We start from the raw sequence: 22526 nt of genomic DNA, 5'->3' as shown, positions 1-22526 counted from the left end.
CATCCGAACCAACGATGGAGATCAGCGATGAGTGCAAGGTTCTCCCGACGCCGGCTTCTCGGTGCCGGTCTCGGAGTCGGCGCGGGAATGGCGATCGGGACCCTGAAGGGCTCCCCGGCCGACGCCACCGGCCCAGCCGGGGGCTCCGGCTCCACTGTGGCGATCACCGGGACCACAGTGATCGACCCGGCCGGGGACAAGCCGCTGCGCGACGTCACGGTCGTGGTGCGCGGCGACCGGATCGCCGCCGTCGGCACCGCACGCGAGGTGCACGTGCCGGCCGATGCCGAGGTGGTCGACGGGCGCGGCAAGTTCGTCATCCCGGGTCTGACCGACTCCCATGTCCACGGCAGCGGCCAGGAACAGATCGACCTGCCGTTGTTCCTGGCCAACGGCGTCACGACGGTACGCGACATGAACGGCCAAGCGTTCCTCTACCAATGGCGGGACCGGATCGCCGCCGGCACGCTACGCGGTCCTCGCTACACCGTCGCCAGCAGCATCCTCGACGGCAGCCCGGCCCTGCTCGCGGGGGCGGGCGCACCGTACGTCGAAGTCGCGAATGCTCAGCAGGCCCGGGCGGCCGTGCGCGCGGCCGTCGCCGGCGGAGCCGACTTCATCAAGGTCTACGTCCGGCTCAGCCCGGAGGCCTACTACGCGATCGCCGATGAGTCGCGCAGGCTCGGCGTCGCCTTCGTCGGCCACACCCCGGACGCGATCCCCCTGGCCGAGGCGAGCGCGGCCGGTCAGCGCAGCTTCGAGCACCTCTTCACGGGCTGGTTCGACACCTCGAGTGCGGAGACCGAGATCCGCCGCCGGCTCGCGACCATCCGCAGCGGCGACTTCAACAGCTACTTCAACCGGACCCACCCGCTGGAGGTCCTGGCCGCCCGGACGTTCGACCCGGCGCGGGCCCGGAAAGTGTTCCGCGGTCTGGCGGCCGACGGCTCGCACCAGGTGCCCACGCTGGTCCAGCACCGCGTCTTCGACCTGCCCGAGTCGACCACGTCGGACAGCGACCGGCTGCGCTACCTGCCGGCGGCCACCCGGACCAGCTGGCAGGACCAGCTCGAGCAGGTCTATCTGGCCGGGCGTACGGCCAAGGACGCGGCCGAGCACCGGGAACTGTTCCGTGCCCGTCTGCACTGGCTGGGCGCCGCCCATCGAGCCGGGGTGCCGATCCTCGCCGGCACCGACACCGGAACGCCCTACATCTACCCCGGTTTCAGCCTGCACGACGAGCTGCGGAACCTGGTCGCGGCCGGCTTCACCCGGATGCAGGCCCTCCGGGCGGCGACCAGAACACCGGCCCGGTTCCTCGGTCTGCGCGACGCCGGCACCGTCCGGCGCAACGCGATCGCCGACCTGGTCGTCCTCGACGCCGATCCGCTCGCCGACATCCGCAACACCCAGCGGGTACACGCGGTGGTCGTGCGGGGCGAGCTGATCAGCGCGGAACGCCGGGAGGACATGCTCAGCGACGTCGAGGCCGCGGCGGCGAGCGGGACCCTCGCGGCGCGGGTGGCCGGTTGCGCCTGCACACCGGTCCTTCAGGCCGCCTGATCCCGATCCCGCGCCTCGTCGCCCACCGGCGGCCGGGCGCGGGACCAGGACGGACCCCTGTCCGGAGCGCGCCGGGCCGGCAGCTGATCGTCGGCAAGGCCGAGGGCGGCACACCCAGTGCCGCCACCCCGGACAGCTACTGAGCGCCTACGGCACTACCGTCACACTCCTGAAGCGCCCGCGTCCGTCAGCGTCGGCCGCAAGCCGCGATAACGGTTGAGGCGACGCCGGTTGACCACGTCCCGCGCCGTCAGGCCGGTCCAGAGCAGAACGAGGGCGGACTGCTGCAGGACCCGGTCGGGCGTGTGCGGGCCGACGATGAGCAGGTAGACCGAGACGGCCAGCATCGTCCCGTAGAAGTAGATCGACCAGCGGAACGCGTTCTCGGACCGCAGCGTGCGGCGGGCCAGGCGGTCGACTTCCGGGTCGTCGGTCTCGCCGACGCGGATGGCTCGGGCCACGGCCCGGCGGGTCTCCGCGCTCACGCCGCGCACCGGCGACAGCCCGACCGCACCGCGACGCACCTGCACGACGACCAGAACGACGCCGCACAGAACAAGCGCGATGCCGGCCAGCACCAGGAACGTACTCAAGTGACCACCCCTCGTCGACCCGCGCCATTACCCGCTCGGCCGCGATCCCATGCGGTCGGGCCCTCACCCGGACGGGCCCACGCGGAAACACTGCCAAGCGCCGTGCGGAGATCGGCCGGCACGCCGGGTTCCGCTCGGATCGGCTGCTCGCCGAGTCGGCCGCGGTCGAGCCGGTCGGTCGCGGCGGTCACCGCTTCCTCGTCGCCATCTCCGCGGTCATCATGGTCGTGATGGTGACGGCGATCGTCGCCGGGGTGTGGCTGATCGTCGTCGGAGGTCCGTTCTGGCCGATCGTCTCCGGTCTGTTCCTGCTGGCTTTCGCGGCCCTGCTCCGCCCGCGCTTCGACCGCCTGAAGCCGTTGCTCAAGAACAGTTACCGGGTCGAGCCGGCCGACGCGCCGACCCTGCACGCGATCATCGGCCGCATCGCCGAACGGCTGGACACGCCGCGGCCGGACGTCGTGCTGATCACCTTCGGGTGGAGCGCGGGCGTCGTGACCGTCGGGCCCCGGCCGCGGCGGGTCCTGTTCCTCGGGGTGCGGCTGCTGCTCGCCCTGCGGCCGCAGGAGGTGGTGGCGCTGCTCGGTCACGAACTCGGTCACCTCCGGTACGCCGACACGCGTCGCGTCCTGCTCACCGCGCCGGCCCGGAACACGTTCGGCCGCCTGTCCGAGCTGATCCGGCCGCCGAGCGTGTCGCCCTGGGAGCTCGGGCCGAGCATCCAGCTCGCCGGCCTGCTGATCTGGCAGCTGACCGGCGGCGTGCTCTCCTGGCTGCTGTTCGCCACGCACCTGGCGATCAATGCGGTGTCCGCCCGCGATCAGCGCACCGTCGAGCTGCGAGCCGACGACCTGGCCGCCCGGGCCGCCGGGACCGCCGCCGTGCTCCGCCTGCTCGACGTGACCGCCGCGATCCCGAGCCCGGCCGGATACGTGCAGCGCCACGTGCCGAAGGGTGAGGCCGCGACGCGGTGGCGCCGCATGCTGCAGTCGGTGCAGGAACGGGAATCGGCGGGGGCGGCGGCTCGGCGGCAGCTCTCCATCCGTACGGAAGCCTCGTTCTTCGCCTCACACCCCGCGCCCGGGCGGCGCCATCAGTGGCTGACCACCCGCCCGGCTCACGGCGCGGCGGTGAGCGTCGGCGAGGCGGAGGCCGCCATCCTGGAGCAGGAGCTCAAGCCGTACGCCGAGGCGCTGCACCGCACGATGCTGAAAGAGATCGTCCACGACTGAGAAGGGCCCCGCCCGTGACTCGCGCGATCGACATCCCCGGTTATCTCCGGCGGCTCGGCATCGACCCTGCCGCACACGGATCACCAAGCGTCGAGAATCTGCGCGCGCTGCATCGGGCCCACGCCGAACGCGTCCCTTACGAGTGTCTGGAAATCTGGCTCGGGCGGCCCACCACCGTCGACCCGCTGGAGTCGGCGGACCGGATCCTGCGGGGCCGGGGCGGCTACTGCTATCACCTCAACGGGGCCTTCTCGGCGCTGCTGCGGGCGCTGGGATACCGGGTCGGCCGCCACGTCGGCGGGGTGCAGCCGACAGCCGGGCGGCCCGCCGGGGCGACCGGGAACCATCTGGTGCTGACCGTGTCGGAGCTGCCCGCGCCCGGCGCGCCGCACGGCCGGTGGCTGGTCGACCTGGGGATGGGCGACGGCCTGCATGAGCCCCTACCGCTGGTCGAGGGCGAGTATCGGCAGGGGCCGTTCCGGTACGCCCTGCGTCCCTCGACCGCCGAGCCGGGTGGATGGCGGTTCGACCACGACCCGCGCGGCGGCTTCCTCGGCCTGGACTTCCGGGGCGAGGCCACGGGGATGCCGGCGTTCGCCGACCAGCACCGGCATCTGTCCACCTCGCCCGAGTCCGGTTTCGTGCGAACCGCCACGGTGCAGCGTCGCGACGCCACAGGCGCCGATGTCCTGCGCGGGCTGACGTTGACGCGGGTGGGCGAGACGACCAGCAGCACCGTGCTCGACGACCGGCAGGACTACTTCAACGCGCTCGACGACCTTTTCGGGCTGCCCCTCGACGACGTGACGCCCCCCGAACGCGCCGATCTGTGGCGGCGCCTGGTGATCGCCCACGAGCAGTGGATCAACGTGAACAGAGGATCAACCTGACCCGGCGGCGACCAGCTCGCGTCCCTGGTCGTGACGGCCGCGCTCGGCCCGGGACTGCGCCTGTCCGAGCGGGCGGCCCGGAGCGCCGCCTGAGCCGTTTCTGTCGGGGGTGCGCGATAGCGTCCGCCGCATGGTTGACACCCCCGCGACCCGGCAGGCAGCGATCGCGTACGTCGACAGTCTCGAGCATCGTGACTGGCCCCGGCTGACCAGCCTGCTGACCGACGACGTGATCTACGAGATGCCGCAGACGCGCGAGCGGATCCGCGGCCGGTCCGCGTTCGTGCGGTTCAACGAGGAGTATCCGGGCGATTGGCACCTGCGCGTGCGCCGGGTGGTCGCCGACGGCCAGCTCGCCGCGTTGTGGCTGGACGTCCGGGTCGGTGACGACGGACTGGAGGCGTGCGTCTGGCTCGAGGTGGACGAGCACGGCCTGATCGGCCGGATCACTGATCACTGGCCCGAGCCCTACGATCCGCCGCCGGGACGAAAGCACCTGGTCGAACGCTGGTGACCCGGCTGTTCCGGCGAGGCGCCGCCCGGTCGCGGGCGACTGGCCGAGCGCTGGTGAGCCGGCTACTCCGGCGTTGCGCCGCCCGGACGTGGGCACCCGATCGAGCGCCGGTGAGCCGGTTACTCCGGGGCCGCGGCCGGCCGGGCCTCGTGGGCCTTGATCACCCGGGCGGTGGGATCGGCGCCTTCTGCCGTACGGAGCCGGTCGGTCAGCAGGAAACCGGGCAACGCGAACCGGGCCGCGTGCTCGCGCTCCGACAGGACGAAGGTTCCGCCGCGCCGGTCCGGCGGCCAGCCCTGGCCGAGGGCGTAGGTGATGATCGCGCGCACCTCGGCCGTGGTGGGATAGCTGCCGTCGGTCGCGCACGCCCCGGACGGCGCCGGCCAGGCGGTCGACAGCAGATCGGCCTGCAGCGCCCGGCCGGTCTTCCCGGCGCCCCAGGCCCGCAGCCGGACGCACCGGTGACAGTCGCCGCTGCCGCGCACATGGCCGATCTCCGCCCGCCAGGTATAGGTGCGCCCGTCGAGGCGGATCCGCCGCAATCGTGTCCGCACGTCGATCACCCTGGGCCGGATCCTGCCCGATCGGCCGGTCTCGCGCCACGGCATTCGCCGCCGGCCCGGGGCGAGCCGCCGGCCCGGGGCGAGCCGCCGGCCCGGGGCGAGCCGCCGGCCCGGGGCGAGCCGCCGGCCCGGGGCGAGCCGCCGGCCCGGGGCGAGCAACCGTCAGGCCGCGCCGGCCACCGCCTGGTCCTGGCCGGTGCGCTGGTTGGCCCGGTCGAGCCGGCGCATCACCGGGGTGGCGGCCACCCCGTGCAGCACCACCGACACCAGCACGACGAACCCGATCGTGGCCCAGGCCAGGTCGGCGCCGGGGAAGGCGGCCTGGGTCAGCGCGTACGACAGGTAGTAGAAGGAGCCGATCCCGCGGATGCCGAAGGACGCGATCACCCAGTGCTCCGACCGGCGCCCCGGCGCGCCGCGCAGCGACAGGAAGCCCGCCAGCGGTCGCAGGACGAAGATCAGCGCCAGCCCGGCCAGCGCGGCCGGCCAGGTTAGTGGTTCCAGCAGACCGCCGACGACGGCGCCACCGAACAGCAGCAGCAACAGCACGGTCAGCAGCCGCTCGGTCTGCTCGGCGAAATCGTGCAGGACCTGGTGATAGTCGTGCGAACGTTCCGCGGCCCGGATGGCCCGCGCGGCCACGAACACCGCCAGGAACCCGTAGCCCTGCGCGACCTCGACCACTCCGTAGGCCAGGAACGTCGCGGCCAGGGCCAGGAAACCCTCGGAGTGCCGGGCCAGCCGCAACGCCTCGGTCTTGGCCCGGAAGAACAGCTTGCCCAGCAGCTTGCCGACCACCAGGCCGCCGACGATGCCGACCACGACCTTGTAGAGCAGATCCTGCCAGGCCCACTCGCCGACCCAGCCCAGGCCGGCCGCGCCGGCCATCGCGATCGCCGCGTACACGAACGGGAACGCCAGCCCGTCGTTGAGCCCGGCCTCCGAGGTCAGCGCGAACCGCACCTCGTCCTCGGAGTCCTCCTCGTCGGTCGGCTCGCCCACCTGGACGTCCGAGGCCAGCACCGGGTCGGTCGGGGCGAGCGCCGCCCCCAGCAGCAGCGCGGTGGCCGGCACCAGGCCGATCCACCACCAGCCGAGCAGCGCCATCGCGGCGATGGTCAGCGGCATGGCGATGGCCAGCAACCGCCAGGTCGACGCCCAGCCCTTGCGGCTGAACGGACGGTCGATCTTGAGCCCGGCGCCCATCAGCGCGACGATCACGCCGATCTCGGTCAGGTGCTCGGTCACCTTCGGGTGGGCCAGCGGGTCGGCGTCGGGCAGGTCGATCGGCAGCCCGAAGACCAGCATGCCGAGCCCGACGAAGATGATCGGCATCGACAGGGGCCGGTGTTCCAGCAATCGCGGCAGGATGCCGGCCAGAAGCACGCCGACGCCGACCACGCCGAAGATCACATCAGAGATTTGCACCCGTGCAATCTGCCCCTGGCGGCCCTGAACCATGCCGGTCGGGTCCAGATCGTTTGTCCGCCGCCCGGAAGCTGCGCGCCCGTAACCCGTCCCGAAACCGCCGGGAACCGCACGGGCGGCGCCTCAGGCGGCGGGCAGGCGGACCTCGAAGCGGCAGCCCCGGCCCCGGTTGAGCACCTGCACCCGGCCGCCGTGGGCCTCCACCAGCCCCCGGACGATGGCCAGCCCCAGCCCGCCGCCGGCGCCCGTCTCGGGGGTGCGCGACCGCTCGCCGCGGAACGCGACGTCGAACACCCGGTGCAGGTCGTCGTCGGGGATGCCGCCACAGGTGTCCGAGACGGCCAGCCACACGTCGGCCCCCTCGCGGCCGGCGTCGACCTGCACCGTGCCGTCCTCCGGGGTGTATCGCACCGCGTTGACCAGCAGGTTGCTCACCACCCGGGCCAGTTCGCGCTCCCCGGCGCGCACCGGCGGCCAGCCCGACTCGGGAGCCGTCAGCGTGATCCGGCGGCTCGCGGCGAGCGGCGCGACACCGGCCAGCGCGTCGGACACCACCTCGTGCAGGGGGACGACCGTCAGGGCCAGGCGCAGCGCGCCGGCGTTGATGCGGGACAGCTCGAACAGGTCGTCGACCAGCTGGGTCATCCGGTCGGCACCGACGCGGATCCGCCGGTGGTACTCCCCCACGGTGGCCGGGTCGCCGACGACGCCGTCCTCCAGGGCCTCGGCCATCGCCCGCAGGCCGGCCAGCGGCGTCCGCAGGTCGTGCGACACCCAGGCGACCAGCTCACGCCGGCCCGACTCGAGCCGGCGCTCCCGCTCGCGCGCCTCCTGGGCCCACACCGCCGAGGCGGCCAGGCGCCGGCCGAAGATCACTCCCACGGTCAGGCTGACCAGCGCCGACGCGCTCACGGTGACCAGGACGACCCGCAGGTCGTGAGCGGACAGGAACATGGCCCGGGCGACGGCGGCGACCCCCGCGGCGACGGCCGCCACGGTGATCGCGAGCAGCACGACGACGTGGATCAGGATCGAGCGGTGGCGCAGCAGGCGCAGGGCGACGGCGCCGGCCGCCCCGACCACACCCCCCGCGACCAGGGCGTAGAGCCCGATGAGGAGCATGTCGCTCATCCGGCCGTGACCTCCGGCTCGTAGCGGTAGCCGATGCCCCACACGGTGAGGATGCGCCGCGGCGCCGCCGGATCGTGCTCGATCTTCTCGCGCAGCCGGCGGACGTGCACGGTGACCGTCGAGTGGTCGCCGATCTGCCAGCCCCACACCCTCTTGAGCAGGTCGGCCCGCGACCAGGCCCGGCCCGGGTTGCGCAGCAGGAACTCGAGCAGGTCGAACTCGCGCACGGTCAGCGGCACCGGCTCGCCGCCCAGCCGGGCGACCCGGCGCCCGGTGTCGGCCAGGAGCTCCCCGTCGGCCAGCATCGCGGGCGCCGCCGGATCGGGGGCGGACCCGGTGGCCCGGCGCAGCACCGACCGGATGCGCAGCACCAGCTCCCGGGGGGAGAACGGCTTGGTGACGTAGTCGTCGGCGCCCACCTCGAGGCCGAGCACCCGGTCGGCCTCCTCGCCCAGCGCGGTGAGCATGACGACCGGCAGGTCGGGCTGGTCGGCCCGCAGCCGCCGGCACACCTCCAGGCCGTCCAGGCCGGGCATCATGAGATCGAGGACGACCAGGTCGGGCCGCTCGGCGGCGACCGCGGCGAGGGCGGCCGACCCGTCGGCGGCCAGCCGCACCCGGCAGCCGGACTGTTCCAGATAGCGGCGCACCACGTCGCTGACCATGGGGTCGTCGTCGACGACCAGCACCTGATGCTCCATCCCGACCACGCTACCGATCATCGCGGCCGGCGGTTCTTTCGGTTCGCTTACGACTGCGCAGGCCGCGGAAGGCGACCACCAGGATCGTCCCGGCGGCCAGGGCCGCGAGCGTCAGGACCAGGTCGCGCCCGTACGCCAGCGGCAGCACCGACGGGTTGTCCGCGGGCCGCACCGCCACCACCAGCGGCACGGCCACCACCAGCAGGGAGGCGGCCATGAGGGCGGCGGCGCGCACCACCGGCCGGTGCCGCCGGGCGACGAACCGGCCGAGCAGCGCGCCGGCCGCCAGGACGACCGGCATCCAGACGGCGTCGTGGGCGACCAGCACGGCGGCGAGGAACAGCACGACGCCGAACGGCTTCACGCCCGGATCGGTCAGGGCGCCGGCCACGGCGTACGCCATCAGGAGCGCACCGGAACCGACCAGCGCGGCCCGCAGCCGGGTCATGCTTCCTCCCGTACGGTGATCCGGGCGACCCACTTGGTCTGCAGCACTCCCGGCCGGTTGGGCGCGATGAGCCGGGCCGGATAGCCGTGGTCGGGGTGCAGCGGCTCGCCGTGCAGGCGCAGGGCCAGCAGCGTCGACGGGTCCCGGGTGTGCGGCGCGGCCACGGTGGAGGTTCGGTAGCGCCCGCCGCGCTCGAGCGACTCGACCAGCACCGTGGCCCGGTGCGGGTCGCCGCCGGCCAGCCGCACCAGGTCGGCCAGCCGCACGCCGCTCCAACTGCCGTCCGCGCTCCAGCCCTCGACGCAGGTGATCGGCAGGTCGGCGGTGTGCTGCGGCATCGCGTTCAGCGCGGCCAGGTCGAGCTCGACCGGCCCGGCCGGGCCGATCACCGTGAGCCGGTACGCGTCCCCGTCCGTCGCGGCCACGCCGGCGGCCACGGCGGTCTTGTTCACCGGCAGGCCTTGCGGGCCGGTGGTGGGCCGCCGGGGCGCGAACACGGCCAGACCGCTCAGCGGCCGCACGGTCTGCCCGATCGTGGTCAGCGTGATCAGCCCGGCCGCCGCACCCACCCCGGCCAGCAGCCGCCGGCGGTCGGCCCGCACCGGCCGGAGCTCGGGAACGCCACGGCGCAGCGCGTCCCGGACCACCGGCAGCTGCACGCCGACGTGCACCAGCAGGGCGCCGACGGTGAGCCAGGCGACCCAGTAGTGGCCGCTGGTGAAGAAGAACGGCATCGGGGCGTACCAGTGGGCGACGTTGAGGACGCCGCTGACCAGCTGGAAGAGGGACGCGGCGACGAGCACCGCGATCCCCGCGCGCTCGGCCGCGTGGGCGATCGAGCGCACCGGCGGCCAGGTGAACAGCCTCGGAAACACCGACCAGAGCTTGGCGCCGAGCAGCGGCACAGAGGCGAGCCCGGTGGCGACGTGCAGGCCCTGGGTGACGCGGTAGAGGCCGACCGGCCGGGCCGGCCACCAGAACCAGCCGGGCGGGTGCTGGATCAGATGGCTGAGCAGGCCGGTGCCGAAGCAGATCCCGAAGGCGACGGCCAGCGCCAGACCCAGCTGGCTGGTCAGCCGGGCCGACCGCGACCCGGACGGGAAGGAACCGGGCCGCAGCGGTCCCCGCCGCAGGCGTTCCGGTGGCGCGGGCAGCGGAGCCGACAACCACCGGACCAGCCGGCGCGGGGCCGTCACCGGGGCGTCAGGGTGGCGAACCATCGTCCGGCCTCCGTTCGGACGTCGAGGACCAGCATCGCCGCGCGGGCCGCCGGCGCCTCGACGTCGTCGATGGACAGGGCCGCCCACGGCAGCACGGCCCCGGGACCGGCGGTGGTCTGCACGGTGGCCCGGCCCGACCAGCTCGGGCTGCCGGGCGGCGCCAGCTCGACGTGCAGCCGGCCGCCGGGTGCCAGCAGCTGACGGCAGCGGCGGATCAGGCGCGCCGGGTCGCCGCCGATGCCGATGTTGCCGTCGGCCAGCAGCACGTCGCGCCACCGGCCGGCACCGGGCACCGCACCGAAGACGTCCCGGCGCACCGCCGCGGCGCCGCGCCGGCGGGTCAGGCGTACGGCGACCGGGCTCAGGTCGATGCCGAGGGCGGTGTGACCGGCCGCGGCCAGCGCGCCCACCAGCCGGCCCGGGCCACAGCCGACGTCGAGCACCGGCCCGGCGCACCGGTCGAGCAGCATCGCGTCGCCGGGCAGCTCGTCGCGGCACCAGGCGGCCGGGTCGAACTCGTGCAGCCGCCCGAGCGGGTTGCGCACCGCGAACGTCGCGCGCCGGCCGGTGGCCGCCCGCAGCAGCACCTCGTCGAACACCGCGGCGCTCACCGGCCCACCCCGGTGGTGACCGGGACGTTGCCGGCGACCGCGCGAGCGAAGCGGCTGCCGGGCGCACAGCACGCGGCGACCGCGTGGGCGTCCCCGGCGGTGTCGACGTCGCGCAACGAGGGCAGCTGTTCGACCGTCAAGCCGTACGCGCGCAGAGCCGCCAGCGTCAGCGCCCCGGTGACCGAGGTGGAGGTCGGGATGTCCCGGAGCAGCTCGGCCGGCCCGGGCTCGCGCAGTCCGAGCGCCCACCACCCGCCGTCGTCGGCCAGGCCGAGCACGGCGTCCGGGCCGGCCGGCGCGACGAGCAGTCCCAGCGCGGCATCGAGCTGGGCCGCGGTCAGCTGCGGGGTGTCCATGCCGACGAGCACGGTGGCGGCGCCCGCGACCGCCGTGTCCGCGAAGGCGCCGGCCAACCGGTCCCCCAGCGCACCGTCGCGCTGCCGGAGGATCCGCCAGCCGGGCGGCGCCGGGTATCGGCCGTCCAGGACCAGCGAGCGCCGCACCGCCGGCATCGACGACACCGCGTCCATCGTGTCGTCCAGCGCCGCGGCCGCGACGGTGGCCGCCTGCCGCGGTGTGCACGGCGGGCACAGGCGGGTCTTGACCCGTCCCGGCACCGGCGCCTTGGCCAGCACCACGATCTGTCCCCGGTCGCTCATCGGCTCAGCACCGAGCTCATGTCGCGGATCGCCCGCAGGGTTCCCCGCACCGAACCCGACACCTTGGACCGGGTCCCGGCCGCCCGCGGGTGGTAGTCGACGTCCAGCTCGGTCACCCGCCAGCCGGCCCGGCCGGCCGCGATCAGCAGCTCGAGCGGGTAGCCGAAGCGCCGGTCGGTCAGGTTCAGCCCCAGCAGCGCGTCGCGCCGCACCGCCCGCATCGGCCCGATGTCGTGCACCGGCAGACCGGCCCGCCGCCGCAGGCGCCACGCGAGCAGCGCGTTACCGGCCCGGGCGTGCAGCGGCCAGGCGCCGCGGGTGGGCCGCCGCCGCGACGTGGCCAGGTCGGTCGTGCCCGCGCGCACCGGATCGGCGAGCCGCGGCAGCTGCTCCGGGTCGAACGAGCCGTCGGCGTCCATCACGCAGACCACCCCGTCGTCGGGGCGGGAGAACTCCACGCCGGCGTGGACGGCGGCGCCATAGCCCGGTTCGGCCACGGTCACCACGACGGCGCCGTACTCGCGGGCGACCCGGGCCGAGCCGTCGGTCGAGCCGTTGTCCACCACGATCGCCCGGTAGCCGGGCGGCATCCGGGTCAGCAGGCCGGGAAGGGCGGGCGCCTCGTTCCGGCAGGGCAGTACCACGTCGGTCATGCAGCGGACGTTAGAGATGATCACGCCGGGAAGGTCTTACGCGCCGGTGACGAAGTCTTACCGAACGATGACGTGACCGCGTGGTTCTTACGATCCGCTGACGGACGGCCCCGATCCGCGCCCCGGGGGCGGGCGCGGCCCTACCGTCGGCGCCGTGACCCACGTACTCGTGACCGGCGGCGCCGGTTTCATCGGAACCCATGTCGTCCGGAGCCTGCGCGATGCCGGCCACGATGTGACCATTGTGGACGTCGGGCATCCGGCCGCCCACCGCGCGCCGTTGCCGGCGACCGTCGCCGGGGTTCCGGTCGATCGGGTGGACCTGCGCGACCCGACCGCCGTCACCGCGGCGCTGTCCGGCGTCGAGGTGGTCGTGCACCAGGCGGCCATGGTCGGGCTCGGCGTCGACCTCGACGACCTGCCCGAGTACGTGGGCTGCAACGACCTCGGCACCGCCGTGCTGCTGTCGCGGATGGCCCGGGCCGGCGTGTCCCGGCTGGTGCTGGCCAGCTCCATGGTGGTCTACGGCGAGGGCCGGTACGCCTGCTCCCGGCACGGCGCCGTGCGTCCGGGACCGCGGTCGGCCGACGACCTGGCCGGCGGCCGCTTCGAGGCCACCTGCCCGGTCTGCGCGGCCCCGCTGGCCTCCGACCTCGTCACCGAGGACGCGGCCCTCGACCCGCGCAGCGTCTACGCGGCGACCAAGGTCGCGCAGGAACACCTCACCGCCGCGTGGGCCCGGCAGACCGGCGGGTCGGTCACCGCGCTGCGCTACCACAACGTGTACGGCCCGGGGATGCCGCGCGACACCCCGTACAGCGGGGTGGCCGCGATCTTCCGGTCGGCGCTGGCCGCCGGGCGCTCCCCGCGGGTCTTCGAGGACGGCCGGCAGCGCCGCGACTTCGTGCACGTGAGCGACGTCGCCGCCGCCAACCTGGCCGCCGTGGCGGCCACCGGCCGGGGCCCGGGATGGCGGGCCTACAACGTCGCCTCGGGGCGCCCGGCGACGATCGGCGAGATGGCGGCCGAGCTGGCCGCGGCCACCGGCGGGCCGCCGCCGACGGTGACCGGCGAGTTCCGGCTGGGCGACGTCCGGCACGTGGTCGCCTCGCCCGCCCGGGCCGAGGCGGAACTCGGGTTCCGCGCGGCCGTCGGGCTGGCCGAGGGGGTGGCCGGTTTCGCGACCGCGCCGCTGCGCGGATGACGGTCCCGGTTCGCCGGCGGACGGCACGCCCCGACCTGGTGACGGCGGCGGTCGCGCTCGGGCTGTTCGCCGTGGCCGCGGCCGTCGGCGGGGTGCTCTACCTGCTCGGCCATCCGGTGCAGGCCAGCGCGGCCCCGCTGTTCGCGCACTGGCGGCCACACCTCGGGCCGGGCACCCCGGCGGCGGTGCTGGTCGGTGGGCTGGTCTGGTGGCGCGGCCCCGGCCTGGCGGCCCGGCTGTCGTGGGGCCGGTTGTCGGCCGCCGCCTACGCCGCCGCGGTGGCCTGGACGCTGTCGCTGGCCCTGGTCGACGGGTGGTCGCGGGGTGTGGCCGGCCGGCTGTCCACCGGGCCCGAATATCTGAGCGAGGTCGGCGCGATCACCGACATCAGCAGGACACTGCACGAGTTCACCTCGCGGATCCTGGCCGGCAGCCCCGAATCCTGGACCACACACGTGGCCGGGCACCCGCCCGGCGCGCTGCTGGTCTTCGTCGGGCTCGACCGGCTGGGCCTGGCCGGTGGCGGGTGGGCCGGGCTGGTCTGCGTGGCGGCCGGCGCCCTCACCGCCGTCGCCGTGCCTCAGACCCTCCGTCTGCTCGGCGCCGACGAGGCCGCCCGGGTCGCCGTGCCGTTCGCGGTGCTGTTCCCCGGCGCGGTGTGGGTGGGAGTCTCGGCCGACGGGCTTTTCGCGGGTGTCGTGGCGAGCGGCGTGGCCCTGCTCGCGCACGCTCTCACCCGGGGCGCGCGGACGAGCGCGGTCGCCGGTGGGCTCCTGCTCGGCTTCGGCTGCTACCTCTCGTACGGTCTGGTCCTCATGGCCTTCGTCGTCGCCGGAGTGGTCGCCGTCGCGGGCTTCTCGTGGCGGGTCGCCGCCTGGGCCACGGCCGCCGTGGCCGCGGTGGTGCTCGCCTTCACCGCGTCCGGGTTCTGGTGGGTCGAGGGCTACCACCTGCTCACCCAGCGGTACTACCAGGGCATCGCGTCGAGCCGCCCGTACGCGTACTGGGTCTGGGCCAACCTGGCCATCCTGGTCGTCTCGGCCGGACCCGCCGCGGCCGTGATGCTGCGCCGCGCGATCGCCGCGGCGGGCCGGGTCCGCCGGCCCGCCTGGGTGCTGCCGCTCAGCGCCCTGGCGGCGATCGTGGCCGCCGACCTCTCCGGCTACAGCAAGGCCGAGGTCGAACGGATCTGGCTGCCGTTCGCCTGCTGGCTGATCGCCGGGGCCGCCCTGCTGCCGGCCGACCGGCGCCGGTTCTGGCTCGCCGTCCAGGCGCTGGTGGCGCTGGCCGTCAACCACCTGCTGCTGACCACGTGGTGATGCCCGGGGTCGCTACACCTCCCACCACCTCAGATTCGCGGGCGCCTGGGAGACCGGCTCGATGGTCTCCCAGATCTCGGCGATCAGCCCGCCCTCGAGCCGGCAGATGTCGACGACCGCGACCTGCGGACCGGCATCGCCCAGCCGGCGCGCCGAATGCACCATGACGTACTGATCGTCGGCCACCAGATGCCGGACCTCGACACGCATGGCGGCCAGCGGTCCCTGCGCCGCGCGGACATCGGCCAGCCAGGCGGCCTTGGTCCGGCCGGCCGGACCCGGCCGGTGGTGGACGAAGTCCTCGCTCAGGAACGACCCGAGCGTGTCGGTGTCGCCGGTCTCCACCAATCCGGACAGGGCCCGTTGGACGATGCGCTTGTTTGCCTCAGTCATGGCGGCAGTGTTTCCCCGGCCGAGGCCATTGTCGATGAACTGGCATGTCATGGCGTTCCGCCGGCGGATGCGTACGCTTCGGGTCGTGCAGACAGTGGGCGAGCTCCTGCGGCAGTGGCGGCAGAAGCGCGGGATCAGCCAACTGGACCTCGCCATCGCCGCCGACGTCTCGCCCCGTCACGTCAGCCTTGTCGAGACCGGCCGGTCACGGCCCAGCCCCGAGATGATCCTGCGTCTCGCCCACCAGCTCCAGGTGCCGCTGCGCGACCGCAACCGCCTGCTGCTGGCCGGTGGTTTCGCACCCCGATATCCCGAGCGTCCACTGAACGACGACGCGTTGTCGGCGGCGCGTTCGGCCGTCCAGCGGGTGCTGGACGCGCACGAGCCCTACCCGGCGCTGGTCTTCGACCGGCGGTGGAACATCCTGCTCACCAACCGCGCCGTCGACCCGTTCTTCGCCCAGGTGGCGCCCGACCTGCTGCGGCCACCGGTCAACCTGGTGCGACTGGGCCTCGACCCGCGCGGGCTGGCGGCGCTGGTGGTCAACCTGGCCGACGTACGGGCGATGTTCCGCACCCGGATCACCCGCCAGCTGGCCGCCGCCCCGGATCCGGAACTGACCGCACTGTACGAGGAACTGCTGGCGCCCGAAGCCGACGCCGAACCGAGCCGCTCGGTCGCCTCCGACGTGGTCCTGCCGATGGTCGTCCGCGTGGCCGGTCGGGAACTGCGCCTGTTCTCCACCATCACCACGTTCGGTACCCCGATGGACATCACGCTGGACGAGGTGGCCATCGAGTCGTACTACCCGGCCGACGAGGAGACCGCGGCCTACTTCCGGAAAGGGTCCTGATGTGAAAGCGCCACCACACCATCAGGAGTGGCTGGACGCGTGGCCTCAGCGCGTCCGCATCGGACCGGTCGACGAGGGCGGTTACAGCGAGCGGCTGGCCCAGGCCCTCGCCACCGACAATGCCGGCGGAGCAGCCGTTCGCGACGCCATCGTCGGGGGGCTTCGCGCCACCGTGCGAAGCCGCGTCGCAGCCCTGCCCCTCACCTACGTCGCGACCCTCCGCAAAGGCCCCGATCTTGTTCTGGCGTTCGGGACAGCGGCGGACCCGGCCGCCTGGCTCGGTGTCGTGGTCGAGCACAAGCGGCTGGGCAACTCGCACGCCCGTCCGCGGGCCTACTACCAGAAGTGGTGGCCCGCCGGCGACTCCCGCAGCGACGCGGCCACCTATGACTTCACGCGGCGGCGAGAGACGTTCACGTCCCGGGGGCAGGAAGGCATGTGGCAACTGGACGCCGCCCGCTGCTATCCCAGCGACTGGATCCCGGGCGACATCTCGGAGCTCACATTGTGCGGCTGGCTGTTCCTGGACGCCAAGTCACGCCCGGTCGACGAGGCCTACAACCACGGCGCCAGCCTTGACCCCGACGAGGGCGCCGGGCCGCCCCAGACCGCGGCGGACTGGGACGCTCTCGGGTACGACTCGTTGAGCCCGACGCTGATCGCCGCACACGCCGCCTTGGTCGCTGCCGGGGACGACGCCGGCGCCGCAACCCTCGTGCCCTTGCTTTCGGCGATGTACTCGTTCCGGGCCCGGTGAGAAGCCGGACGGCACCGGCCTAGCGGAGCGGAACCGGCTGGCCCTGCTGGACTTCCAGGACGGCCCGCCCGTTCAGCGGCTCGGCCAGCGTGACCGTGGCCGTGCGCGGGAAGCCGACCGTCAAGCACCCGAAGGCCGCACCCGGCGGCACCTCCGGGGTGGGGCCGCTGTAACGGCGTACCTGAACGAGCACCGCCACGGCGGTGTCGGACTCGACCGCCTCGGCGACGTAGTCCTCACCGCACGGCTGGTCGGCGCCCTCCCGCGATCCGGTGAGCGCCACGGTGAGCCGCTTGCCGTCGACCCGGGCCGACTCGGCCACGGCGCCGTCGGGAACGTCGTCGGGACTGCCCGCGGGCGGGTCCACCCGCACCGGCGGGCCACTGTCGAGGGCCATCCGCAGAACGCGCGCCTTCGTGTCCTCGAGCGAGAACTCCCACGCCGGCACGGTCGCCATCCCCCGCGTGGTCGACACCCGCATCGTCGTCAGCCGTGCCCCCGTCACCGGGTGCCGCACACACTCCGGGCAGTCGTCGTCCACGGCCAGCAGGCGCAACGCCTCCCGCGCAGGCAGGAGTGGAAGCGACAGCCGCCGACCGCCGGACCACACCGCCTCACCCCGCCGGCGTGGTGTCGCGGGCAGCTCGCCGGCCGCCTCGAGCCGTCCCGCGCCGATCGCGGTCTTGAGATGCTCGTTCAGCGGCTCCAGCGCCCCGGAGACCGTGGTTTCCTGGCCCCACACCACGACCAGCTCCCTGTTCCCCACGGCCCTCTGGTAGTTCGCCAGCACCACCCCGGCCCGCTCCCGCAACCGTTGCCGTACGTCCGCCTGCGGTGTCTCCCCCGGCCCCACCGGCCCGGGCGCCGGCGCACCCGCACACCCGGCCAGCATCGCCACCGCCGCCACCCACCACAGTCGTCGTCCCACATCTCCCCCTCGCGCCGCCGCCCTCTGACGCCGCCACGATCCTTCCGGTTCCCGGCCCGACGCACCATCGCGCCTCCACGCCGGTCCCGGCGCTCAGGGACAGTCCCGTCGAAGCCGAGGTCGTAAGGTGCCGTCCATGGGTGTCGCTTACGGACACACGTCCGTCGGCCTGCCCCCACGTGATCGGCGAAGCGGAAGGAAACCCGGCATGAGCAGCCCTCGCGAAACGTTCCTCCGGCTGGTGAACGGCGTCTGCGACGGACCGTACGACGAGCTGGCCGACCTGTACGCCGAACAGACTCACGTCACGCATCCCTTCCACCCGCTCGCCCCACCGCCGTTGCTCAGCCGAAGCGAGCTGAACGAACACTTCACCGCGCCGCCGCCGGTCGCCCGGACGCTGAACCGTAAGCCGGTCGACGTGACGGTTCATGAAACGACCGACCCGGAGGTGATCGTCGCCGAGTTCGCCTATCAGGGAAGGGTCGAGGAGACAGGTGAGACGTTCAGGGTGCCCTGCGTCTTCGTGATGCGTATCCGCGACGGACTCATCATCGAGTCGCGGGACTACATCGACCACGTCGCCAGCGCGCGGGCCTGGGGTCAGCTCGACAGCCTGCTGAACGCCCTTCGACCGCAACCAGCCGATCAAGCTCCGAGGGAGCCCGGCTGATACCAGAGGTACGGGCGCTTCTCGATGTCGAGGCGCAGTGCCACCTGACGGAGACTCAGCCTCTCGAGAGCGCGGCGGGAACCAAGCTCGGCAGGCAGACATCGGAAGAGGTACGTCTCCAGCGGCCACGCCGTCGTCAGCCACGCGTCGACCGCTTCCGCCACCGCGTCGGTCAGCCCGGTGTCCTGCTGATCCTGACGAAGCCAGAAAGTGACCATGGCGCAGTTCACCGGGAATCTGGCCAGCGTCTTCCCATCGGCGCCGGCACGCTGGAGGAAGGCCCGGAGCGGGTTCAGATACAGACAGCCCAACGATGCGTCACGGTCGGGCGTCAACAGAGTGAAAGTGAACGCCCGGCGTGCCTCGTGGTCGGCCTGATGCCGGGCCACCTGCTCGCGGTCGTCCTCCAGCGTGAATCCGGCGACCGGCCACCGGCCGTCGCTGTGCACCCGGATCACATCCGGGCTCGCCATGTAGGCCGCGTAGTCCAGGGGTGCCGTGTCCACAGTCAGCGGTGTCGCCACGAACGTTTCATCAAGGAGCTCGGCGGGGATCGTCGCGTTCGGATCGAGCATCGATGCCTCCGGCCGGCTGCCATGTCATCAGAAACCACGCGGAGCGGTGTCGGTGGTGAGCGAGGCCGTCAGGCGCAGTTTCTCGGCGTTGTCGCCGATTTCGTCAGCGTAGTGGAGCACCAGCAGCAGACCGTCGACCGGCGAAGGCCGTCGGTGGTGACGCCATTCCCGGGCCTCACGATGGCCCGTGATCTGAGAGTCGGCTCAGCCGCGCCCGCACGTCGGTCGCGGTCCGGACGTCGATCGCGTCGAAGATGCGTAACGCCTCCTGCCAGGCACGTCGGGCGGCGGCCGGGTCGCCCGCGGCGACGTGGGTCTCGCCCAGCCGGATCAGCAGTTGCCCCTGGAGGTTGCGCTCGCCGTTCTCGTCGCACAGGGCGACCCCCTGCCGGTAGAGCTCGACGGCGATGGCGTGGTGGCCCAGATGCTGTTCGGCGTAGCCGAGGCTCTCCAAGGCGTGCGCTTCGCCGTGCCGATCGCCCGCCGCCCGGAACCGGCGCAGACCCTCGCGGCAGAACTCGATCGCGGCCCGGTGGTCGCCCAGCAAGGCGTGATACCACCCGACCGCGTTCGTCATGCTGGCCACTCGCCGGCCACCCAGCCGCCGACTGATCTCCAGGCCCCGTTCGACGTGCCGCAGCGCCTCGGCGTACCGGCCCTCGCGCTCCTCCATCCAGGCAAGATTGCCGTGGGTGCTCACCACCGAGGCCCGGTCGCCGGTCCGCTCGAACAGCGCCAGGGCCAGCCCGAGGTGCCGGCGGGCGACGTCGTACCGCCGGAGCCGGGTCGAGGCGTTGGCCAGGTCGCGATGGCACCAGGCCTCGGCGGAGCGGTCACCGAGCCGACGCGCCGCGGCCAGACCTCGCCGCTGGGTGCGGGCCCAGTCGTGCCAGTGACCGCTGCGGTTGAGGAACGTCGTCAGGGCCCAGGCCAGCTTCCAGGCGTGCTGATGTTCCCCCGCGCCGAAGGCCCGGTCGACGGCCTCGATCAGGACAGACCGTTCCGCGCGCATCCAGCTCGTGGCCGCGGCGGCGTCGGTGAAGCTCTCGGCGACCACGCCCGGGGCCGGCTCGTCCAAGGTGATCGCGTCGCGGGTGGGGTAGATGAGGCGTTCGGCGGCGTTGGCACTGTGCAGGTAGTAGTCCAACAACCTTCGCTCGGCGGCCCGGGCGTCGTCATCGTCGCCGGTGAGCTCGGCCGCGTAGGCCCGCAGCAGATCGTGGCTGGTGCAGTGCACACCGTCGGCGGTGAGCAGGGAGGCGTCGGCGAGCTCGGACAGCAGCCGCTCGGTCGCGGCCCGGCCGGCACCGATCAATGCGGCGACCGCACCGGTCGTCATCCGGTCGCCGATGCGCAGGTGGAGCAGCCGGAACACGCGCGCCGCCGGCGGGCTGAGCCGGCGGTAGGACACGGAGAGAACCGTCCGCAGGTCGCTGGCCCGGTCGGCGACCTCGGCGAACGCGTCGAGCGGGCGACCGTCCCGTTCCAGTTGGGCCGCGAGGTCGGCCAAGGCCGAGCCGGAGGAGCTGACCGCCGCGCGGGCAGCCGCGACGGCCAGGGCCAGCGGCAGACCGCTGCACCGACGGACGATCGCGGCGGCGGCGGCGGGCGCGGCGGCCAGCTGCGGCCTGCCGACGCGCACGGCGAGCATCTCGTGAGCGTCGTCGGCCGACATCAGCTCGACCGTCAGGTGCTCGGCGCTGCCGGTCACGGCCAGCCCGGTCAGCGGGGCACGGCTGGTGACGAGCACCAGGGAGCCGGCCGTGCCCGGCAGCAGCGGCCGGACCTGGTCGGCGTCGCGCGCGTCGTCCAGCACGATCAGCATCCGCCGCCCGGCCAGCAGGCTACGGAAGAGACCAGCCTGGGCCTGCACGCCGGTGGGCACCTTCTCGGGCGGCACCCGCAGCGCCTCGAGAAAGCCACGCAGCGCCGCCCCGGGCGTCAGGACCTGGCCCGACGGCGCGTAGCCCCGTAGTCCGACATGGAGTTGCCCGTCGGGAAAGCGCGCGGCCGCGAGGTGACCCCAGTGCACCGCCAAGGCCGACTTGCCGACACCGGCCGGACCGGTGATGACGACACAGGATGGTCCGGGACGGCCGCCCGCCCCGAAAGCGTCGAGAGCGCGCAGGTGATGGCGCCGGTCGACGAACGGGATGTCGGCCGGGAGCTGCGCCGGGACAAGCTCTCCCAGGTCAGGGCCCGGCTCCTCCTTGAGCAGCTCCTCGAGCGTGCCGGCCAGCTCGGCGCCGGGCTCGATGCCCAGGTCGGACACCAGCCGGGCCCGGACGCGGCGGTAGGCCTCGAGCGCGGCCGCCCGGTGTCCGGTGGCAGCCAGCGCGCGCATGTGCAGTGCGGCCAGCCGTTCCCGATACGGGTGGTCACGGGTCAGGACCGGCAGGTCGCGGGCGGCCGGCTCGACCCGGCCGGCGGCCAGCTCCCAGCCCAGGCAGGTCTCCCACGCCTGCAGCCGGGACTCCTCGAGCGCCTCGGCCGCGGCTCGCAGCGGACCGGTGTCGACACCGGACAGAGGCGGGCCGTGCCACAGTCCCAAAGCGGCCCGCAACACGTCGGCCGCCTCGGCGACGTCGTCGAGCTTCCGCGCCCGCTCGGCCTCGACACTGAAGAGCGCCAGATCGTATGGGACAGGGCCCGGCCGCAGCCGATAGCCGGGCGCTTGGCGCTCGATCAGGGCGGCGCCCAGCCCGGCCCGACGCAGCTGGGTCCGCAGAGTGGACACGCGGTTCTGCACCTGGATGCGGGCCCCGGCCGGCGGGTCGTCACCCCACACGGCGTCGACCAGCTGATCGACGCTCACGACGCGGTCCGCGTCGAGCAGAAGACAGGCCAGCAGATTGCGAGCGCGGGGACCCCCGAGCGCGATCGGACCGTCACCGTTCCGCACCTCGACCGGGCCCAGGATCCAGAAGCCGTGGCCTCGGTGGCCCCCGCCCCCGATCACGCTCGCGACTGTATCGGGTTCGCTCCAGACGTCGCAGCCCGCAGCCGTCCGCCGGGCCTGTGAAAAACCTGTGTCGATGTCTGCGACCTTGCTTTCCGGGGCCCGCGTCCCGTGGGTCGCCGACCGAGGGAGGAAGTCCATGAGTTCGCATCTGGCCCTGCGCCACCTACGGGCGAGGACCTGGTTCGTCGCTCTCGCCGCCTTGATCACCCTCATCCCCCTCGCCTGGGCGTCGCCCGCCTCGGCAGCGGTGTGTCACACACCGGGATGTGGCGGCACGGTCCGGGTGCAGAGCAGCGCGGGCAACAGCATCGCGATCACCAACTGCTGGAGCAGCGGCTCCTATTCGTACGGTGACAGCCACTCGTGCATGACGAACGGCTGGAACAACAACGCCTGGAACGCCGGTAAGTACCTGGCGCCCGGGCAGACCTCGCGCAGCTACAACCACTACTACGACGTGGACGGCTTCCGGGTGTTCCGCGGCTGCACGGTCAACGGCATGTGGGAAGGCGGCAGCGCCTTCACGTTCTACCGCAGCCCGTCGCAGTCGAGCATGTGGGTCCGCATCGTCGGCACCAACACGGCGGTCATCACGGCCGTCCGCTGCTGACCGTCTGTGCGGTGGACGGCACGGCCGATCAATGATTTGACAAAAG

The 22526-nt window shown here is 73.5% G+C and carries 24 protein-coding genes; 10 read left to right on the top strand and 14 right to left on the bottom strand.

All coding sequences use genetic code 11. The features are described from left to right. Positions 1-87: 87 nt before the first annotated feature. Entirely contained in the window at positions 88-1563 is a 1476-nt protein-coding gene (locus HJC40_RS06800) for an amidohydrolase family protein (RefSeq protein ID WP_249999175.1), read from the top strand. A 161-nt stretch (positions 1564-1724) separates the two neighbouring features. On the opposite strand, the gene HJC40_RS06795 is transcribed toward HJC40_RS06800, so the two are convergent. Continuing rightward, on the bottom strand, positions 1725-2156 hold the full coding sequence (locus HJC40_RS06795) for a hypothetical protein (RefSeq protein ID WP_249999173.1): 432 nt from the start codon (positions 2154-2156) through the stop codon (positions 1725-1727). A gap of 230 nt (positions 2157-2386) precedes the next feature. Between HJC40_RS06795 and HJC40_RS06790 the strand changes: the two genes are divergently transcribed. From HJC40_RS06790 to HJC40_RS06780, 3 genes are all read left to right on the top strand, one after another. Further along, positions 2387-3388 carry a M48 family metallopeptidase gene (locus tag HJC40_RS06790; RefSeq protein ID WP_249999171.1) on the top strand — a complete coding sequence of 334 codons (1002 nt, stop codon included), beginning with the start codon at positions 2387-2389 and terminating at the stop codon, positions 3386-3388. A gap of 14 nt (positions 3389-3402) precedes the next feature. Next, positions 3403-4278, top strand: a complete 876-nt coding sequence (locus HJC40_RS06785) for an arylamine N-acetyltransferase (RefSeq protein WP_249999168.1) — start codon at positions 3403-3405, stop codon at positions 4276-4278. A gap of 130 nt (positions 4279-4408) precedes the next feature. Continuing rightward, complete coding sequence (locus HJC40_RS06780; RefSeq protein WP_249999166.1) at positions 4409-4792, top strand: nuclear transport factor 2 family protein; 384 nt, start codon at positions 4409-4411, stop codon at positions 4790-4792. A 119-nt stretch (positions 4793-4911) separates the two neighbouring features. Here HJC40_RS06780 and HJC40_RS06775 read toward each other — a convergent pair whose 3' ends face one another. From HJC40_RS06775 to HJC40_RS06735, 9 genes are all read right to left on the bottom strand, one after another. Continuing rightward, complete coding sequence (locus HJC40_RS06775; RefSeq protein WP_249999164.1) at positions 4912-5346, bottom strand: integrase; 435 nt, start codon at positions 5344-5346, stop codon at positions 4912-4914. A 171-nt stretch (positions 5347-5517) separates the two neighbouring features. After that, the gene (locus HJC40_RS06770; protein ID WP_249999161.1) at positions 5518-6783 is read right to left on the bottom strand and encodes a sodium:proton antiporter; all 1266 of its coding nucleotides are present in this window, start codon (positions 6781-6783) and stop codon (positions 5518-5520) included. Between the two features lie 123 nt (positions 6784-6906). After that, positions 6907-7914 (bottom strand): sensor histidine kinase KdpD, encoded by a 1008-nt coding sequence (locus HJC40_RS06765; protein WP_249999158.1) that lies wholly within the window; start codon positions 7912-7914, stop codon positions 6907-6909. Beyond that, a complete protein-coding gene (locus HJC40_RS06760; protein WP_374271179.1) occupies positions 7911-8636 on the bottom strand; it encodes a response regulator transcription factor in 726 nt (241 codons plus the stop codon). The genes HJC40_RS06765 and HJC40_RS06760 overlap by 4 nt, the downstream gene beginning before the upstream one ends. Beyond that, positions 8626-9063, bottom strand: a complete 438-nt coding sequence (locus HJC40_RS06755) for a hypothetical protein (protein WP_249999154.1) — start codon at positions 9061-9063, stop codon at positions 8626-8628. The genes HJC40_RS06760 and HJC40_RS06755 overlap by 11 nt, the downstream gene beginning before the upstream one ends. Next, positions 9060-10283 (bottom strand): molybdopterin-dependent oxidoreductase, encoded by a 1224-nt coding sequence (locus HJC40_RS06750; protein WP_249999152.1) that lies wholly within the window; start codon positions 10281-10283, stop codon positions 9060-9062. The genes HJC40_RS06755 and HJC40_RS06750 overlap by 4 nt, the downstream gene beginning before the upstream one ends. Further along, a complete protein-coding gene (locus HJC40_RS45145; protein ID WP_308200850.1) occupies positions 10256-10894 on the bottom strand; it encodes a class I SAM-dependent methyltransferase in 639 nt (212 codons plus the stop codon). The genes HJC40_RS06750 and HJC40_RS45145 overlap by 28 nt, the downstream gene beginning before the upstream one ends. Beyond that, entirely contained in the window at positions 10891-11553 is a 663-nt protein-coding gene (locus HJC40_RS06740; RefSeq protein ID WP_249999150.1) for a DUF2064 domain-containing protein, read from the bottom strand. The genes HJC40_RS45145 and HJC40_RS06740 overlap by 4 nt, the downstream gene beginning before the upstream one ends. Then, entirely contained in the window at positions 11550-12206 is a 657-nt protein-coding gene (locus HJC40_RS06735) for a glycosyltransferase family 2 protein (RefSeq protein WP_249999148.1), read from the bottom strand. The genes HJC40_RS06740 and HJC40_RS06735 overlap by 4 nt, the downstream gene beginning before the upstream one ends. Positions 12207-12360: 154 nt before the next feature. On the opposite strand from HJC40_RS06735, the gene HJC40_RS06730 reads away from it, so the two are divergent. Together HJC40_RS06730 and HJC40_RS06725 are read left to right on the top strand one after the other, a co-directional pair. Beyond that, a complete protein-coding gene (locus HJC40_RS06730) occupies positions 12361-13410 on the top strand; it encodes an NAD-dependent epimerase/dehydratase family protein (RefSeq protein ID WP_249999146.1) in 1050 nt (349 codons plus the stop codon). After that, complete coding sequence (locus HJC40_RS06725) at positions 13407-14729, top strand: hypothetical protein (RefSeq protein WP_249999145.1); 1323 nt, start codon at positions 13407-13409, stop codon at positions 14727-14729. Before HJC40_RS06730 ends, HJC40_RS06725 begins: the two co-directional genes overlap by 4 nt. Before the next feature lie 12 nt (positions 14730-14741). Here the strand turns inward: HJC40_RS06725 and HJC40_RS06720 are convergent, their stop codons facing one another. Then, positions 14742-15122, bottom strand: a complete 381-nt coding sequence (locus HJC40_RS06720; protein WP_249999143.1) for a nuclear transport factor 2 family protein — start codon at positions 15120-15122, stop codon at positions 14742-14744. An 85-nt stretch (positions 15123-15207) separates the two neighbouring features. Between HJC40_RS06720 and HJC40_RS06715 the strand changes: the two genes are divergently transcribed. After that, positions 15208-15975 (top strand): helix-turn-helix transcriptional regulator, encoded by a 768-nt coding sequence (locus tag HJC40_RS06715; protein WP_249999141.1) that lies wholly within the window; start codon positions 15208-15210, stop codon positions 15973-15975. Position 15976: 1 nt separating this feature from the next. Then, positions 15977-16732 (top strand): hypothetical protein, encoded by a 756-nt coding sequence (locus tag HJC40_RS06710; protein WP_249999138.1) that lies wholly within the window; start codon positions 15977-15979, stop codon positions 16730-16732. A gap of 19 nt (positions 16733-16751) precedes the next feature. Here HJC40_RS06710 and HJC40_RS06705 read toward each other — a convergent pair whose 3' ends face one another. Then, complete coding sequence (locus HJC40_RS06705) at positions 16752-17660, bottom strand: hypothetical protein (RefSeq protein WP_249999136.1); 909 nt, start codon at positions 17658-17660, stop codon at positions 16752-16754. Between the two features lie 208 nt (positions 17661-17868). Here HJC40_RS06705 and HJC40_RS06700 point away from each other — a divergent pair, with 208 nt between their 5' ends. Beyond that, positions 17869-18333: a nuclear transport factor 2 family protein gene (locus tag HJC40_RS06700; RefSeq protein ID WP_249999135.1), complete on the top strand. Its 465-nt coding sequence runs from the start codon at positions 17869-17871 to the stop codon at positions 18331-18333. Here the strand turns inward: HJC40_RS06700 and HJC40_RS06695 are convergent. Continuing rightward, complete coding sequence (locus HJC40_RS06695; protein ID WP_249999132.1) at positions 18309-18908, bottom strand: GNAT family N-acetyltransferase; 600 nt, start codon at positions 18906-18908, stop codon at positions 18309-18311. The two genes, HJC40_RS06700 and HJC40_RS06695, sit on opposite strands and share 25 nt — an antisense overlap. Positions 18909-19083: 175 nt before the next feature. Then, entirely contained in the window at positions 19084-21867 is a 2784-nt protein-coding gene (locus HJC40_RS06690; RefSeq protein ID WP_249999130.1) for a BTAD domain-containing putative transcriptional regulator, read from the bottom strand. A gap of 139 nt (positions 21868-22006) precedes the next feature. Here HJC40_RS06690 and HJC40_RS06685 point away from each other — a divergent pair, with 139 nt between their 5' ends. After that, the gene (locus tag HJC40_RS06685) at positions 22007-22480 is read left to right on the top strand and encodes a hypothetical protein (protein WP_249999128.1); all 474 of its coding nucleotides are present in this window, start codon (positions 22007-22009) and stop codon (positions 22478-22480) included. Positions 22481-22526: the final 46 nt, after the last annotated feature.

Source organism: Actinoplanes sp. M2I2, assembly GCF_023544445.1.
Lineage (GTDB): Bacteria > Actinomycetota > Actinomycetes > Mycobacteriales > Micromonosporaceae > Actinoplanes.
Note: the sequence above shows the minus strand (reverse complement) of the source record. Positions and strands in the feature narration are given on the sequence as shown.

Excerpts from the sequence above, each read along its gene's own strand:
- HJC40_RS06800 (WP_249999175.1), top strand. The coding sequence starts at position 88 with ATGGCGATCGGGACCCTGAAGGGCTCCCCGGCCGACGCCACCGGCCCA.
- HJC40_RS06790 (WP_249999171.1), top strand. The coding sequence starts at position 2,387 with ATGGTGACGGCGATCGTCGCCGGGGTGTGGCTGATCGTCGTCGGAGGT.
- HJC40_RS06780 (WP_249999166.1), top strand. The coding sequence starts at position 4,409 with ATGGTTGACACCCCCGCGACCCGGCAGGCAGCGATCGCGTACGTCGAC.
- HJC40_RS06765 (WP_249999158.1), bottom strand. The coding sequence starts at position 7,914 with ATGAGCGACATGCTCCTCATCGGGCTCTACGCCCTGGTCGCGGGGGGT.
- HJC40_RS06760 (WP_374271179.1), bottom strand. The coding sequence starts at position 8,636 with ATGATCGGTAGCGTGGTCGGGATGGAGCATCAGGTGCTGGTCGTCGAC.
- HJC40_RS06755 (WP_249999154.1), bottom strand. The coding sequence starts at position 9,063 with ATGACCCGGCTGCGGGCCGCGCTGGTCGGTTCCGGTGCGCTCCTGATG.
- HJC40_RS06750 (WP_249999152.1), bottom strand. The coding sequence starts at position 10,283 with ATGGTTCGCCACCCTGACGCCCCGGTGACGGCCCCGCGCCGGCTGGTC.
- HJC40_RS06740 (WP_249999150.1), bottom strand. The coding sequence starts at position 11,553 with ATGAGCGACCGGGGACAGATCGTGGTGCTGGCCAAGGCGCCGGTGCCG.
- HJC40_RS06735 (WP_249999148.1), bottom strand. The coding sequence starts at position 12,206 with ATGACCGACGTGGTACTGCCCTGCCGGAACGAGGCGCCCGCCCTTCCC.
- HJC40_RS06725 (WP_249999145.1), top strand. The coding sequence starts at position 13,407 with ATGACGGTCCCGGTTCGCCGGCGGACGGCACGCCCCGACCTGGTGACG.
- HJC40_RS06720 (WP_249999143.1), bottom strand. The coding sequence starts at position 15,122 with ATGACTGAGGCAAACAAGCGCATCGTCCAACGGGCCCTGTCCGGATTG.
- HJC40_RS06700 (WP_249999135.1), top strand. The coding sequence starts at position 17,869 with ATGAGCAGCCCTCGCGAAACGTTCCTCCGGCTGGTGAACGGCGTCTGC.
- HJC40_RS06695 (WP_249999132.1), bottom strand. The coding sequence starts at position 18,908 with ATGCTCGATCCGAACGCGACGATCCCCGCCGAGCTCCTTGATGAAACG.
- HJC40_RS06685 (WP_249999128.1), top strand. The coding sequence starts at position 22,007 with ATGAGTTCGCATCTGGCCCTGCGCCACCTACGGGCGAGGACCTGGTTC.